Raw genomic sequence first — 14,896 nt, forward strand, 5'->3', positions numbered from 1 at the left:
CCGGGTTCGGTCGCGCGTGTGGGGGTGCTGTGATGCGGGTGCGGTGGGTGACGGGGTTTCTGGATTCGCCGTCGCGGGTGGCGGAGCCGTTCTGGGAGGCGGTGACGGGGTCGCGGTTGTCGGCGCGGCGTGGTGCGGCGGGTGAGTTCGCGACGTTGGTGCCGCCGGACGGGGACGCGTATCTGCGGGTGCAGGTGTTGGCGGGTGCTCCCCCGCGTACACACCTGGATCTGCATGTCGAGGGTGTGCCGGAGGCGGCGGCCGAGGCGGTCGGGCGTGGGGCGGTGGTGGTGCTCGACGAGGGGGATCTGGTGGTGTTGCGCTCCCCCGCCGGTGTCGTGTTCTGTCTGGTGCCGTGGGATGGGGAGTCGCGGCGGCCGGGTGCGGGGCGGCGCAGTCTGGTGGATCAGTTGTGTGTGGACGTGCCGGCGGCGTTGTTCGAGGTGGAGATCGAGTTCTGGCGTGAGCTGACGGGCTGGGTGCGGCGGCCGTCGGACCGGCCGGAGTTCGAGCATCTGGAGCGTGGGCCGGGGATGCCGTTGAAGTTGCTGGTGCAGCGGGTCGGTTCGGGTGTGGCGGGGATGCATGTGGATCTGGCTTGTGACGACGTGGATGCCGAGGTGGCGCGGCATGTGGGTCTGGGCGCGTCGGTGGTGCGGCGGGTGGCCGGTGAGTGGACGACGCTGGCCGATCCGGTGGGCCGGGAATATTGCGTGACGGGCCGTGCCCCGCTGCCGGAAAGTGTCGGAGGGGCCTGATAGAACTGTTCAGACAAACGTTCGAAGAGGTGGGGTCCGAGATGGCGGCGTTGAACACCGAGGAGCTTCAGGCGATCCGTGAGGGGCTGTCCGCGGGGCGGAAGCCGCGGGTGCAGTTCACCGAGGCGGCGGGGCAGATCGCGGGTCAGATCGGCCAGGTGGTGAGCCTGGGTGATCCGGCGGAGTCCGACGAGTTCGTGGTGGTGCGCTTCGGTAAGGACGAGTTGCCGTTCTCCCCCGCCGATCTGCGGGTGGCGCCGCGGGGGGCGGTGGCCAAGAAGGTGGCTCCCCCTCCCCCGGCGCCGGAGCCGGAGAAGCCGGCTTTCGTGCTGGATCAGCCGGTGAAGGCGCCGCCCGCGCCGCGCAAGGCCGTCGAGGAGCCGGCGCCCGCTCCGGCGCCGGCGCCGAAGAAATCCCCGGCTCGTCCGGCCAAGGCGAAACCGGCGCCGGGGCTGACCGTGACGTTGGCCTATGGCGAGGGTGAGTGGACGGTGGCGGCCAATCAGGGCGCCAAGGCTCTGGCGAAGCCGTACGTCATCCGCCCGGCCGAGGCGCTGCGGATGGTGTCACTGGTCGACGTGCCGGGGGTGCAGGAGGCGGTGGAGCAGATCCTGTCCGCCGAGCGGGCCGAGGCCGAGGCGCAGGCGCAGCGGTTGCGGGCCGAGTTGGCCGAGGTGGAGGCGCGGCTGGCCGAGTTAGGAGAGGCGGGCTGATTGTCGGCGCCGGCTTTTCGCCGCGCCGGCTTGCGGGGCGGCGGGTTGCGGGGCGGCGGGTTGCGGGCGGCGAGCTCTTCGGCGCTCGCTGTGGCGGCGCTGGGTTGACCGGCGCCCTAGTCTGCGGCGCTCTTTCGCGGCCCCCTCTTTCGCGGCGCCGTCTTTCGCGGCGGCGGGCTGGGCGGCGCTGGGCTGGCCGGCGCCCTAATCCACGGCGCCCTAGTCCGCGGTGCTCGATCGCGGCCCTCTCTTTCGCGGCGGCGTCTTTCGCGGCGCTGGGCTGCGGCGCTGGGCAGCGCCCTCACCCGCGGCGCTCTCTCGCGGCCCTCTCTTTCGCGGCGGCGGGCTGGGCGGCGCTGGGCTGGGCGGGGGCGGTGGAGCGGCGCGGGCGGATGCGGGACGGGTCGGTGCGGCGGGTCGTGTCGACGTGGTGGGGGGTCTGCATCTCGGTGGGGCGCAGGGCGGCCAGGGTGTCGTGGATGCCGTCCATGATGAGGCGGGTTGCCTGCATGGCCTGGGCGCCGGCGGTGCCGGTGACGCCGGAGAGGTCTACGGGGGTGTCGCCGAAGCGTACGTGGACGACCGGGCGGTGGCGCATGGCTCGTAGCAGTGAGCGCAGCAGGTGTTCGGGGGTGGTGTAGGGCAGGACGGCGTGGGCGCCCCACTGGGCGACGGGCAGCACGGGGGCTTCGGCCGCGAAGGCCATGCGGGCGACGCCGGTCTTGCCGCGTTCGGGCCACATCCACGGGTCGAGGCCGATGCGGCCCTCCGGGTAGAGCAGGACCATGGCGCCGTCGCGCAGGGCCTGGGTGGCGGCGGGCAGGGCGTCGGCGACGCGGGTGGTGTTGCGGTCGACGCGGATGTGGCCGGCCTTGCGCATGGCGGCGCCGGCGATCGGGGCGTCGAACAGGCCGCCGGTGGCCATGATGCGCGGGGCGATGCCGGCTTTGTGGCAGGCGGCGGTCATGACGATCGGGTCGAATGGGCTGACGTGGTTGGCGGCCAGGATCAGCGGGCGCCCGCGCAGCTCGGCGGGCACGGTCCCGCTGACCCGCAGCCGGCACAGCGGCCAGACGACCAGGCGGGCGAGCAGGAGCATGAACCGCCACATGAGCGGAGTCCGCGGAGGGGGTGTGCTGTCCATCAGGCCGGTAATCGTCGCACGGGCCCGCTCACGCCGGGGATAGGCCGTTGATCACACCGCGGGGAAGGTTGGGCTTCTGCCTCAGCCGGTGAGCGCGGGCAGGCCGATCTGCCGGCTGGGTCCGCCGGTGATGTTCCCGTGCGCGGAGGTGTGAGGCCTCAGCCCGGTTCGTCGCCGGGAGCCCGGGACGCGATGATCACGCGGTTGCCGTCCGGGTCGGTGACCGTGGCCATGCGCTCGCCCCACGGCTGCCGCATCGGTTCCTGGAGCACCTGCGCTCCGCCGGCGCGTAACCGGTCGACGCCGGTGTCGCAGTCGCCGGTGTACACCCATAGCGTCACGCGGTCGTTGGCCAGCTGGCCCGGCTCGTCCTGCTGCCCGATGCCCAGGTGGGATTGCCCGATCCGCATCCCCACGTACGCCGGGTCGCCCTCGGGCGGGAACTGGTAGGTCACCTCGCCGCCGAGCAGGTCACGGTAGAAGACCAGGCTGCGGGCCAGGTCGGGCGTCGTCAGGATCGGGAACATCTCGTCGAACATCTCGGCTCCTCGTCGCTCTGGCGGGTGGGGTGACGTGCTCATCCTTGTCCGGGGGTACGACACTTTCCGGGTGTCCCTGTCTCACGTCTTCTGGATCGGCGGTGCCAGCGGCGCCGGTAAGAGCACCATCGCCCGCGCTCTGAGCCAAAGGCACGGGCTTCGGCTGTACGACACCGACGCCACCATGACCGAGCACGCCGCCCGCAGCACCGCGCCCCAGCTGACCGCCTTCAAAGCCATGACCATGGACCAGCGCTGGGTCGACCGCAGCCCGCGGGTCATGCTCGAGACCTTCCACTGGTACCGCGGCGAGGCGTTCGGGGAGATCCTCGATGATCTTCGCCGCCTGCCCGCCGAGCCGGGGATCGTGGCCGAGGGCTTCCGGTTGCTGCCTCATCTCGTACGGCCTCATCTGACCGCCCGAACGCAAGCGGTCTGGCTCCTGCCGACCCCTGCCTTCCGCCGTGCCGCCTTCGACAGCCGCGGATCCACCTGGCAGATCGCGGGGCGCACCAGCGACCCGGCACGGGCCCTGGCCAACCTGCTCGAACGCGACCGGCTGTTCACCGAACGGCTGCGCGACGAGGTCACCCGCGAAGACCTGCCGGCGATCACCGTGACACCGGGCATGACCGAAGAAGAACTGCTCGGCCAGGTCAGCGACTGTTTGAAGATCCACAGAGTCCGGTAGGCGACAAAACCGGCTTGACCGCGGCGCTACGGTCATTGCTCGGGAGAGCGTTTACCGTCATGGGGGCTGGGGTGCGACGTGCCGACCGGGTGACCACTCACGAGTGGCCGCGCACCGCGCGCATCGACGCCCGCCACGTGCTCGAGCGCATCGCCGACATCACCGGTGTCCGCCTCGAGCTGGAAGGAGCCGCGCCCGGCGGGGAGGTCGGCGCCGCCTACGTGCGCTGGCCCGACGGGCGCCGTTCCGTGCTCACCGAGGGCCGCTCCCGCACCGGGCCCCTGGTCGACAAGGCCCGCGCCGCCGGGGTGCCCACCGCCCGCCAGGAACTCGCCGCGCACGTCGACGGGGCCCGCGTCATCGTCCAGCAGCGCCTGCCCGGCCACCCGCCCGAGCGGGTCGACGCCGCCCTGGTCCGGCAGATGATCGCCGTCAACGACCGCCTCGCCGGGCTGCTCGCCGCCGAACCCGCCCCCCGCCCGGCCGACCTCTACCTGACCGGCGACGGACCCGGGTTCTGCCTGCACGAACCTCTCGAACGGCACAGCGACCGCACCGCGCGCCTGCTCGAGCGTGTCCGCGCCATCGGCGAGCACCACCCGGCCATGCTCGGCGACGACCTCGTGCACCTCGACTTCCACCCCGGCAACGTCCTGGTCGTCGGCGGCCGCCTCACCGGCGTCATCGACTGGGACGGCGCCACCCGCGGCGACCGCCACTTCGACCTGGTCACCCTGCGCTTCATGCTGACCGGCCAGGATCCTGAGGCCGTACGCCTGCTGGACGAACGCCTGGAGGCCATCTCCGAACGCCGCCGGCACGCCTACTGGGCCCACATGAGCCTGCGCCTGGTCGACTGGTCCATCCGCCACCACGACGACGCCACCGTCGAACACTGGCTCGACGTCGCCGAGTCAGGCCTGCCCTGAACCCGCCCGGTCGAACACGTCACCGAAGCCCCGCTCCCGCGCCAGCACCTCCAACGGCCCCACCAGCATCGACGGCCGCTCCGCCACCCGCGAGATCACAAAATCGGCCGTCCACGGATCGGGCAGCGGATGATGGTCGAGCTCCCACCGCAGATAACGGTGGTACGGCCGGACCCGCCCGAACAACGCGAACAGCGCGCCCAGACACCAGGCCGCCGCCTCCATCTCCTCCAGCCGCGCCACCTCGGCCCGCCCGTCGCGGCGGTTGCGCACCGCCCGGCGCACGAAACTGACGTACCCGCCGAGCTGCTCCCGCGCCATCACCTCGGCCTCCTGCGCCGACAGCGACCCCTGCCGGCGCACCAGCTCGGCGATCCGCCCGTCGAGACGGTCCAGCAACACCCGCGCCCCACGATACGAATATCGCCGCCACCGATCCGACACGTCGGCCAGCTCCTCGACCGACAACACCGCCAGATCCAGCCGCGGCACGCTCGAGCTGGGCCGCCACCGCGCGGGCCCACCCGTGATCACGTACGCGTCCACGTCCGACCGCGCCGTCGCCATGCCCCGCGCGTGCGAGCCGGTCAGCACCAGCCCCGCCACCCCGGGATCGTCACGCACCTCATCCATCAACCCGGCAAGCACCTGAGTCATGGCCGCAGTATCACCGCCGGCACCACCCCGCGGCTGTCCCTTAATCCCGCCGGGTGATCACCACCGAGGCCGTCCCCGCAGGCCAGACCCCGAAGGACGTCACCCGATCGCGGGGGCGGAGTGAATCGGAATTGAACGTACAGATGCGGCCCGCTACGGCCGTTCCCGACCCGTGGATCTGATCTCGATGACGTCGGGGAAGCGCAGGTTCTCCCAGAAGCGGGCCGGCTCGGCGGCGATCAGGGCGTGGGCGGTGAGCCAGCAGGTCAGGGCCATGCCGTGGGTGGCCACGACCAGGGGGCGGCCGGCGGCGCGGGTTCGGTGGCGTTCGACGGCGGCCCCGAACCGGGCGACCACCTCGGCCGGCGGCTCCCAGCCGTCGGGCACGCGGGCGCCGGGACGGCCGGCGGGTGCCCGCGGGTGGTCGGACGCTGGGTTCGAGCTGTCGGGTGCGGGGGTGTGAACAAGGGCGGTCGCTGGTATCGAGCCGGTGACGTAGGCGCGGGCCAGGGTGTGGTGGTCCGGCTGCCATACGGCGGGGCGGTGGACTTCGGCGAAGCCGGGGTCCTGGTGCACGGGGGCGCCGGGGGCGGCGTACCGGAGGGTCTCGACGGCCTTGGGCTCGTCGCTGGCCACGAGGTAGGCGTCCGGGGGCAGGTGCAGTCGGCGGGCGGCGGCGCGGCCTTCGTCGCCGAGGTGCCAGGCGGTGGGTGGCACCGCCGGGTCGAGGGCGGGCATGGCGTGCCGCACGAAGATCATCGGGTGTCGGCCGCGCGCTCGGGTGGAGCGAGTCGCTCCGGCGCGGGGAAGGGCCGGACTTGGTCGGCGCGCGGGCCCGGCGGCGTGACTGCGGCCGGGAGCGCTGCGGGGTGCGAGGGCATGACGAGGGCGGGCAACGCGGTGAGGTCGTCGATCTCGTGCGGTGGGCGCCACGTGTCGGGGTTGTCGCGGAGGGCGGCGGCTTGAGGGTGGGCGGCGTTGGTGACCAGGACCGGGCGCATGCCGGCGAGGTGGGCGCCACGGTGTTCCTGGCTTCCGCCGTCGCCTACGAACCAGCACTGCTCGGCGGGAACGCCCAGGCGGGCGGCGGCCGTGGCGTACAGGCGGGGGTCGGGTTTGCGGTGATGCTCCTGCCAGGAGAAGACGGCGGCGTCCAGGCGGGCGGCGAAACGGGTGCGGGGCCAGGCTTCGACCAGTTCGCTGCCGCAGTCGCTGAGGACGGCCAGGCGGAAACCGGCTCTGCGGAGATCGTCCAGCAGGGACAGGGCGCCGGGGCGAGGGCGGCGTGCTTGTTCGGCGCCGGTGTGCTGGAGACGTACGGCCGCTTGAAGTTGATCCTCTGTGGGGGTGGCGCCGCAGCGGCGGGCCATCTCGCGCAAGGTGGCCCGGGTGTCGCCGTGTGCGCCGGTGGCCCGTTCGGTGAACGACGTGGACATGGCGGTCCAGAAAGCGGCGGCCGGCACGCCCAGGGCGGCGGCAGTCGCGGCGAACGCCGTGCGGCGGGTGGTCTCGGCGGACGGGTCGGTCAGCGTGCCGAAGAAGTCGAAGACTATCGCGCGCATCAACGGTGGGGTGGGGCGCTGCCGCGCTGGCGCAGGTAGGCGAGCACGGCCTCGCGGGTGGTGCGGACGCCGAACAGGGCCCGGGCCTCGGCGATGCGGCGGTTGGCGGTGCGCAGGGACAGGAACTCGGCCGCCGCGGCGGCGGCGATGGTGTCGCCGGCGGCCAGGCGGTCGAGCAGGGCCCGCTGTTCGGGTACCAGGTCGGTGACGCTGCTGCCGCCGGACGGGACCGGGTCGGCGACACCGTGCTGGACGGGGCCGAGCCGGGACAGGTCGTCGACCAGGGCCCGGCCCAGCGGGGACTCGGCGTCGCAGACGGCCACGATGCCGGCGCCGCGGGCGGCGGCCAGCACGGCCAGCTGCAACGTGTCGGCGTCACCGATGCGGCCGTGCAGGACCAGGCGGGTGCTGGTCACATCCCATCCGGGGTCGGGAAGGGCGAAGCCGTCACGGGCCACCCAGCCGTCACGGGTGAGCCGGCGCAGCACGGTGTCGGCGTCGCCGGGGGTGGCGACGACGTGGCGAGGGGCGTCGGTCTGTCTGGTCACCGGCCATCCTTGTCAGACGTGTCGGGACATACGGGGTTGGCGAAAGCCAGAGCGGCGGCTTCGGTACGGGTGCGGGCGCCGAGCTTGCGCATACCGGCGCGGATGTGCGTGTCGACGGTCTCGGCGGAAATGCCCAACTGCCCGGCGATACGGCGGGTCGGCTCCCCCGCCGCCACCAGCCGCAGCACGTCGGTCTCCCGGCGGGTCAGCTGATCACCGGAACGTTTGCTGCGGGTGTCACGGTGCACGCGGTGCCGGCGCAGCCCCCGGCGGGCCCGCCCGGCCAGCACGGTCAGCCCCGCCGCGTCGGCGAGCCGTTCCGCGTCGAGCAGGGCCTGCACGGCCCGGGCCTGATCGGTGTCGGTCAGCCCGGCCGCCAGCAGGCACCGGATCCGCTCCCGCAGCGCGATGGGCCGCCACCCCTCGGCCGCGGCGGTGAACCCGGTCCCGGTCGCCCAGGCGGTCAGCGTACGCCGGGCCGCCGCCGGAAGCCCGCCCGGAACAACCGGCGCGCTGTCCGTGCCGAGATCGTGGGCGGCCCACTGAGCCGTGATGGCGTGCAGACCGGCCAGCAGCCCGCGCTCGTCGTCCCCACCCGGCGTCACGGCCCGGTCGGGCTGCCCGTCGAGCCAGGCCGTCTCCTGAGCCACCCAGGAGGTGGCCGGATGTGCGGGCCCGCCGTCGAGGTGAGCCCGGGCGGCGGCCAGCAGCCCGGTGTCGGCCTCGATCAGAGCGGTCGCCGCGGTGGCGTAGCCGCGCGCCTCATCGGGCAGGGCACGGTCGGTGAGGTTGCCCGCGCGGCGCAGCACCCCGTCCGTGCCGTCCCACAGCTCAGCGATCACCTCATCGGCGGGTTCGGGTGCTTTCGCTGCCGGTACGCCGGCACCGGACTGCGCCGCGGCCGCGCCGAGGACCTCGCCGGCGGGAGCGGGTGCGGCAGGCATGCCCTCGGCGGCGGTGGAGGAAGGCGCGCCCGGATGAGCGGCGTCGTCGGGTGAAGGGGCGGCCGGTTTGGACGCGGAACCATAGATACCGCCGGGCCGCATGTGGCCCAAGCCCTGCGGAGGTCCGGAGGGCGCAGAGCCGCCGACGGGAGTGGCCGCCGCTTCAGCAGATTCCGCGGAGGCGGCCGCTTGACTCATGGCCGGGGCTGCATCGGCGCGGTTTGCGGCGATTCCGGTGGAATTTCGAGTGGCCGCCGCCAGGCCTGTGACCCTTCCGGCCGGATTAGGGGCGGCTGGGTCGGCTGGCGTGAAGGCTGGGTCCGGTGGGCCGGCGCCGGGGTTTGTGGTGAAGCCGTGCAGGGCCAAGGCCCAGTCGGCGGCCGCGGCGAAGCGGGTCTGCCAGCCGTAGGCCAGGTCGGCGGCGCTGTCGCGGGCCGCTCGCAGGGCCACCGAGGCCGAGTCGGTCAGGCGGCCGTCGGCGGCCAGCTGTTCCACCAGCAGCCACGCGGACCAGCGGGTGATCAGCGGGTCTCCCCCGGGCGCGGCGGTCTCGGCCAGGGCGGTGTCCCAGCCGGGCAGGCGGAAGTGGGCCCGTACCGCGGCCAGGGCGGCGGCCACCCCGGCCGGCGGGTGCGGATGCCGTGCGGCGACCTTGTCGGCCAGGTCGCGGGCGGCGGCCGGGTCGGTGGCCAGTTCGGCCAGCAGCAGGACACGGTCGCGGCCGGCCACCACCGGCGGGACGGCGGCGTCGGGCACGGCCCGGACGGCGGCGTGGGCGGCTTGCGGGTTTCCGGCTTGCAGCAGGGCCTCGCCGCGCAGCACGTCGGTTTCCAGCTCGAGCGCGCGCCCCGCGTCGGCGTCCAGGTGGGATCGGGCGGCCCTGGACGGCGCGTCAGGCGATCGAAGCGGTTCCGGGTCATCGGCGGCGGAGCCCGCGAGGTCGAGGCCGGCCCCGGAGCTGGCGGCCGGTGGGCGAGAAAGGCCGGGATCCGCCGTGGCGTGGCCGGCCGATGGACGAGGAAATTCAGGGTCCGCCGGGGCATGGTCGCCCGGCGGGTAAGGAACGTCGAGGTCGGCCCCGGCATGCCCGGTGGGCGGGTGGGGGAAGTCGAGGTCGGCGCCGGAGTGGCTGGCCGATGGGTGGGGGAAATCGAAGGGGTCAGCGCTGGGCTGTGCGGTGTGGAGGCTGTCGCGGCCGGCCGCCGCGGGGGTGGTCCTGTAGGCCTGTTTCCCCGCCGTGGTCAGGACTCGGGCCGCGGCGGCGGGGCGGCCCACGGACAGCAGGGCGTCGGCGGCGGCCAGGCGGACCCGGGGGTCTATGGGGGTGTCGAGCTCGCAGGCGAACAGCAGCAGGGCGGCCCGGTCGCCGCCGGTGCTCCGGTCGGCGGCGGTCAGCGCCTGGCGGTGGGCGCCGGGCAGGTCGCCGGCGGCGGCCAGGTGGCGGGCGGCCTCGGCGGGTGGGGTCAGTTCGGCCAGGCGGGTGTGCAGGTCGACGCGGGCGGCCGCGTCGAGCAGGCCGGCGGCGGTTTCCGCCACGTACGTCGAGACGGGCAGCAGGGCACCGTCCGGGGCGGCGGTGATCAGGCCGGCCGCGTGCAGGTCGGCGGCGCCGGTGCCGAGCAGGGCGGCGGGGGCGGGGCGGCCGAGCAGGCCCAGCGCGGCCAGGGCCGTGCGGGCGGGGCGGGGCAGGTCGGCCAGGGCGGTCGCGATCGCGTACGCCACCTGGTCGATGTCGTGGCCGCCGGTCCCGGCCGGGCGGGAACCGCCGGCGCCGGCGGGATCGGCGCCGGAGCCAAAGGCGCCGGACGGGAAGGCGCCAGGCGGGGCGGCGGCGGAGCGGGAAGCGGTGGCGGAGCGGGAAGCGGTGGCCGGGCGCGTCGCGGCGTGGCGGGCCAGGGCGGTCACGGCCAGCGGATTGCCGCCCGCCCGGCCGGTGACCTCGGCCAAGGCGGCCGGGTCGAGCTGGGGTGCGCTGCGCCGCGCCAAGTCGAGGGCCTCGGCCGCGGTCAGCGGCGGGACCGGGATCCACGCCGTGGCCGCCGCGCGCAGCGCCGTCTCGGTGGCGGCGGGCAGCCGGTGCGGGGTGCGCACCGCGGCCAGGACCCGGCAGTGGGCCGCCAGCAGGGGCAGGGCGGCCAGCGTGGCCGGGTCGGCGTAGTGCAGGTCGTCGATGACCAGCAGGCCACCCCGGACGCGGGAGCGCACCGCTTCCGCGAGCAGGTGGACGTCGTACGCCGGGAGTTTGGCTCTTACCGCTCTCGACAGGGCCAGGGCCGGCACCGTCTGCAGCATGGCCAGCCCGCCGCCCTCGTGGGCGGGGCCGGGCACGGCGGCGCTGAGCCGGCGCAGCAGCGTGGTGCGGCCGCAGCCGGGTGGGCCGGTCAGCACGACGAGACCGGGGCGGTGCAGCATGGCGGCGGCCGGGTGCAGCGCTTCCGCCACCTGATCTCCTTCCCCTGCTCGGCGTGCCTGGCACGAACACGGGATCCCGTGTCCTCCCGCCTTCCGTAGGCTGGTGCCCGCGGCGGGAGCCCGCCCCCGCACGAGATGGAGAGGACGGCCGTGGTCTGCACATTCTCACCGACAGTGTGCCCGGCTGACGAGTCGCGGTGAGCGGCCCGCTGAGCGCCAGCCTAGCGACGCTGTGTGATCAACTGGTCGGTCGTGTCGGCCCGGAGGCCGGTAACCAGGTCAGACAGATCCACGATCGTCTCGGTGAGCCGTTGCGTGTTGCCATCGCCGGCCGTCTGAAAGCCGGAAAGTCGACACTCGTCAACGCGTTGATCGGGCGCCGGGTGGCCCCGACGGCGGTCGGCGAGTGCACCCGGGTGGTCACCCGGTTCCGTTACGGGCCGGCCGACCGGGTCGATGTGGTGTGCCGTGACGGGCTGCGGCGCAGCCTGCCGCTGGACGACGACGGCATGATCCCGCAGCGGCTCGGGGTGCCGCTGGCCCGGGTCGCGTATGTCGATGTCACCCTGACCAGTGAGAAGCTGCGTGATCTGACCGTGGTCGACACGCCGGGGCTGGCCTCGACCGACACCGTGGTCAGCGACCGGGCGGCCGAGGCGGTCGGCACGGCCCCGTTCGACGCCGACATCGACGCCGACTCGGCGTCCGAGGTCGCCGCGGCCGAGGCTGTCGTGTACGTGTTCACCCAGGCGGTGCGGGCCGACGACGTACAGGCGCTGGAAGCCTTTCGGGACGCTTCGGCCCGGCTGGCGTCGAGCCCGATCAACGCGCTCGGCGTGTTCGGCAAGGCCGACACGCTGGCCGGCGGGTCCGGTGACCCGTGGCCGGTGGCCGAGCCCCTCGCCGCGCGGCAGGCGCAGCTGCTGGCCCGTACGGTCTCCGATGTCGTCCCGGTCGTGGGTCTGCTGGCCGAGACGGGTGAGGCGGGCCGGCTGACCGGGGCCGACCGCGACGCGCTGCAGCGTCTGGCCGCGCTGGGTGAGGGCGACTTGCGGTTGCTGCTGGCTTCGGCCGACCTTTTCCGTACGCGGCCGGCACCGGTTCCGGCCGATCAGCGGGAGCGGCTGCTCGGCCTGCTCGACCTGTACGGCATCGGCTTCGCCCTGGCCCAGCTGGCCGCCGAGCCGCGGCTGTCGACCGGTGAGCTGGTGCGGCGGCTGGTCGCCGCGTCCGGGTTCCCGCGGCTGCGGCACACCCTGGAGCAGACGTTCCGGTGGCGCTCCGACGCGATCAAGGCCGGCTGGGCCCTGGCCCGGCTCGAGCGGCTGGCCGGGCACTGCCGCGACCCGCACGACCGGGAGGTCCTGCGCGACGCCGTCGAAGCTCTGCTGCGCGATCCCGCCTATCACCGGCTGCGGCTGCTCGACGCCGCCCAGCGGGTGGCCACCGGCGCGGTGAGCCTGCCGGTGGAGTGGGAGCAGGAGCTGACCCGGCTGGCCACCTCGGAGGACCCCCGCTGGATCCTGCGGCTGCCCGAGGCCGGCCCGGACGAGCTGGCCGCGGCGGCGGTGGCCGCCGCCAACCGGTGGCGGGTCTACGCGGTGGCCGGCGCCGGACCGGCCCAGTCGCGGGTCGCGCAGGTCGCGCATCGCGGCTTTCATCTGCTCGCCCAGCAGGTGCGCTCGTGAGCCGGCCCGGCGGTGACCTGGCCGGTGCGCTCGACACGGCCGTGCGCGACACCCTGGCGTACGTCAGAAGCAATGACCCCGACGCCGGCGCCGAGCTGGCCGAGCTGGGCCGCGTCCGGGTGACCCGCCCGCAGGTGGTGGTCGTCGGTGAGACCAAGCGCGGCAAGAGCTCGCTGATCAACGCCCTGCTCGGGGTGCCGGGCCTGTCGCCGGTCGACGCGGCCGTGGCCACCGCCACCTACCTGCAGTTCGTGCCGGGCGAGTTCGCGGCCCGGGCGTGGCTGCCCGGCGCGGCCGAGCCGATCGCGATCGGCGACCTGGCCGAGTGGGCGACCGGCGCCCAGCGGGCCCGGCGCATCGAGGTGGCGCATCCGGCGCCGCTGCTGCGCTATGTGAGCCTGCTCGACACGCCCGGCGTCGGCGGGCTCGACCCGGCGCACGCCACCGTCGCCCTGGCCGCCGTGGAACGGGCCACCGCGCTGATGTTCGTCGCCGACGCGTCCGCGCCGCTGTCGCGGCCCGAGCTGGACTTCCTGGTGGCGGCCAGCGAACGGGTCGACGCGGTCGTGTTCGCCCTCACCAAGATCGACGCGTTCGGCGGGTGGCGGCGCATCGCCGAGGACAACCAGGCCCTGCTGCGCGCGCACGCGCCCCGTTTCGCCGGCGCGCCCTGGTTCCCGGTGTCGTCGATGCTGGCCGAGCTGGCCGTGCAAGCGGCGCCGGCGGAACAGGCCGCCCTCGTGGACGCGTCGAAGATCGCCGAGTTGCAGCACGCCCTGGTCGAACTGGCCGGGCGCGGGCACCAGCTGCAGATGGCCAACGTCCTTCGAGCTTCCAGGGCCGATCTGGTACGCCTGGAGCAGGCGGCCACTGAGCGGGTGCAGGCCGCCGACGCCGACCCGGTGCGGGTGGCGCAGGTCCGGGCCGAGCGGGCCGCGCTGGCCGCCCGCAAACGCACCGAGTCGCGGCAGTGGACGCTGCTGCTGTCCACCGAGACGCAGCGGGCCCGGGTCGAGACCGTCGGGCATCTGCGCACCCGCGTCGCCGCGATGCAGCAGGACTTCTCGGCCCGCGTCGACACCGGCCGCGGTGAGGCCCTGGCCCAGCTGCCCGAGGCCCTCGACGCCGAGTTGCAGGCGCTGGCCGTGCAGATGTCGCAGCGCCTGGAGGAAACCTTCGCGCAGGTCGGCGACCGGGTCCTGGCCTCGGTGTTCGACGAGGCCGAACGTTCGGCCATGCTGGGCCGGCTCAACGCGTCGCTGCGGCACGCGATGGACGCGGCCCCGCCCCGCGACGGCTCGGCCGACAACCTGCTCATCGCGTTGTCGGCCGGCGGGATCGCGTTCATGGCCGGGCGCGGCGCCATCCTCGGCGTGTCCGTCTTCGCCGCCGGCGGGCTGCTCGTGCCGGTCGCCGGGATCGGCCTGGGCCTGGCCGCCGGCGGCTACGTGCTCTACCGCCGCCGGGTGCAGCAGGACCGCCAGCAGGCCCGGATCTGGCTGCGTGACGTGCTCGGCGAGGCCCGGGCGGCGCTGGCCGACGAGATCGCCAACCGGTTCACCGACCTGCAGTACGCGCTGTCGGTGGCCGTGGACGACGCCGTGGAGAAAAGGCTGCGCGACCTGGACGCGCACATCGCCGAGATCGACGCGGCGGCCGCCGAGGACGCGGCCGGGCGCGCCAAGCGGCGGGCCGCCGCCCAGCAGGAGCTCGACACCGTACGCGCGCGGCTGCGGGCCGCCGACGCCGTGCTGGCGCGGGCCCGGGCGCTGACGCCCGTCCCGCACGACGAGGAGGACCGATGACGGACCATCACGACTTCGGCGGCCACGAGGACGACTTCGGCGTCTTCGACGACCACCAGCTGCCGGAGCATCCGGAGCCGCCACCGTTCGACGACCACCTGTTCGGCTACGAGGAGCAGCACGACCCGTACGAGACGCCGGTCTTCGACGAGCACGCCGGGCACGCCGACACCGCCGACGAGCCGGTCCACGAGGAGCTGCCGCTGCCCGCCGACGACCCGGTGGACGTGTTCCCGCCGCAGGTGGACGTCGGTGAGCTGCCCGAACCGGTCGACGGGTTCCCGTGGATCGACACCGGCAGCCTCGGGGTGGTGCCCGCCGACGCGCTCGTGACGCCCGTGGACCCCGTACAGCCGCAAGAGCTCGCGGATTACGCGGGCGAGGAGTTGCCGCCCGGTGTGGACCCGTGGGCGGCCCTGTCCGAGTCGGAGGACCCGGCCACCTCGACGCTGGCCCGGTGGTGGCGGGAAAACTGAGGCTCCCGTTCGGTGCCCGCGGATGCGATA

The 14,896-nt window shown here is 74.5% G+C and carries 14 protein-coding genes; 7 read left to right on the forward strand and 7 right to left on the reverse strand.

The genetic code is table 11. The features are described from left to right. Window positions 1-47: 47 nt before the first annotated feature. Window positions 48-758 (forward strand): VOC family protein, encoded by a 711-nt coding sequence (locus tag ACFY36_RS11760; RefSeq protein ID WP_499745912.1) that lies wholly within the window; start codon window positions 48-50, stop codon window positions 756-758. Between the two features lie 41 nt (window positions 759-799). Beyond that, complete coding sequence (locus ACFY36_RS11765) at window positions 800-1,471, forward strand: hypothetical protein (RefSeq protein ID WP_499745913.1); 672 nt, start codon at window positions 800-802, stop codon at window positions 1,469-1,471. Window positions 1,472-1,772: 301 nt separating this feature from the next. On the opposite strand, the gene ACFY36_RS11770 is transcribed toward ACFY36_RS11765, so the two are convergent. Together ACFY36_RS11770 and ACFY36_RS11775 are read right to left on the reverse strand one after the other, a co-directional pair. Next, complete coding sequence (locus ACFY36_RS11770) at window positions 1,773-2,615, reverse strand: lysophospholipid acyltransferase family protein (protein WP_499745914.1); 843 nt, start codon at window positions 2,613-2,615, stop codon at window positions 1,773-1,775. Window positions 2,616-2,773: 158 nt separating this feature from the next. Continuing rightward, on the reverse strand, window positions 2,774-3,154 hold the full coding sequence (locus tag ACFY36_RS11775) for a VOC family protein (protein WP_499745915.1): 381 nt from the start codon (window positions 3,152-3,154) through the stop codon (window positions 2,774-2,776). A 70-nt stretch (window positions 3,155-3,224) separates the two neighbouring features. Between ACFY36_RS11775 and ACFY36_RS11780 the strand changes: the two genes are divergently transcribed. Both ACFY36_RS11780 and ACFY36_RS11785 read left to right on the forward strand, forming a co-directional pair. Beyond that, complete coding sequence (locus ACFY36_RS11780) at window positions 3,225-3,845, forward strand: shikimate kinase (protein ID WP_499745916.1); 621 nt, start codon at window positions 3,225-3,227, stop codon at window positions 3,843-3,845. Window positions 3,846-3,916: 71 nt separating this feature from the next. Beyond that, window positions 3,917-4,774, forward strand: a complete 858-nt coding sequence (locus tag ACFY36_RS11785; RefSeq protein ID WP_499745917.1) for a phosphotransferase — start codon at window positions 3,917-3,919, stop codon at window positions 4,772-4,774. On the opposite strand, the gene ACFY36_RS11790 is transcribed toward ACFY36_RS11785, so the two are convergent. The 5 genes from ACFY36_RS11790 to ACFY36_RS11810 form a co-directional block, all read right to left on the reverse strand. Further along, entirely contained in the window at window positions 4,760-5,431 is a 672-nt protein-coding gene (locus ACFY36_RS11790) for a nucleotidyltransferase domain-containing protein (protein ID WP_499745918.1), read from the reverse strand. The genes ACFY36_RS11785 and ACFY36_RS11790 overlap by 15 nt on opposite strands. A gap of 153 nt (window positions 5,432-5,584) precedes the next feature. Then, the gene (locus ACFY36_RS11795; protein WP_499745919.1) at window positions 5,585-6,190 is read right to left on the reverse strand and encodes a histidine phosphatase family protein; all 606 of its coding nucleotides are present in this window, start codon (window positions 6,188-6,190) and stop codon (window positions 5,585-5,587) included. Continuing rightward, entirely contained in the window at window positions 6,187-6,993 is an 807-nt protein-coding gene (locus tag ACFY36_RS11800) for an HAD family hydrolase (protein ID WP_499745920.1), read from the reverse strand. The genes ACFY36_RS11795 and ACFY36_RS11800 overlap by 4 nt, the downstream gene beginning before the upstream one ends. Next, window positions 6,993-7,541 (reverse strand): LuxR family transcriptional regulator, encoded by a 549-nt coding sequence (locus ACFY36_RS11805; RefSeq protein WP_499745921.1) that lies wholly within the window; start codon window positions 7,539-7,541, stop codon window positions 6,993-6,995. Before ACFY36_RS11805 ends, ACFY36_RS11800 begins: the two co-directional genes overlap by 1 nt. Next, on the reverse strand, window positions 7,538-10,897 hold the full coding sequence (locus tag ACFY36_RS11810) for a LuxR C-terminal-related transcriptional regulator (RefSeq protein ID WP_499746795.1): 3,360 nt from the start codon (window positions 10,895-10,897) through the stop codon (window positions 7,538-7,540). The genes ACFY36_RS11805 and ACFY36_RS11810 overlap by 4 nt, the downstream gene beginning before the upstream one ends. A 311-nt stretch (window positions 10,898-11,208) precedes the next feature. Between ACFY36_RS11810 and ACFY36_RS11815 the strand changes: the two genes are divergently transcribed. Genes ACFY36_RS11815 through ACFY36_RS11825 form a run of 3 tightly spaced genes read left to right on the forward strand, consistent with a single transcriptional unit; the run spans window position 11,209 to window position 14,866 of the window. Next, window positions 11,209-12,585 (forward strand): dynamin family protein, encoded by a 1,377-nt coding sequence (locus ACFY36_RS11815; RefSeq protein WP_499745922.1) that lies wholly within the window; start codon window positions 11,209-11,211, stop codon window positions 12,583-12,585. Further along, on the forward strand, window positions 12,582-14,390 hold the full coding sequence (locus ACFY36_RS11820) for a dynamin family protein (protein WP_499745923.1): 1,809 nt from the start codon (window positions 12,582-12,584) through the stop codon (window positions 14,388-14,390). Before ACFY36_RS11815 ends, ACFY36_RS11820 begins: the two co-directional genes overlap by 4 nt. After that, window positions 14,387-14,866 (forward strand): hypothetical protein, encoded by a 480-nt coding sequence (locus ACFY36_RS11825; protein WP_499745924.1) that lies wholly within the window; start codon window positions 14,387-14,389, stop codon window positions 14,864-14,866. The genes ACFY36_RS11820 and ACFY36_RS11825 overlap by 4 nt, the downstream gene beginning before the upstream one ends. Window positions 14,867-14,896 lie beyond the last annotated feature (30 nt).

Source organism: Actinoplanes sp. NPDC000266 (genome assembly GCF_042899005.1).
Taxonomy (GTDB): domain Bacteria; phylum Actinomycetota; class Actinomycetes; order Mycobacteriales; family Micromonosporaceae; genus Actinoplanes.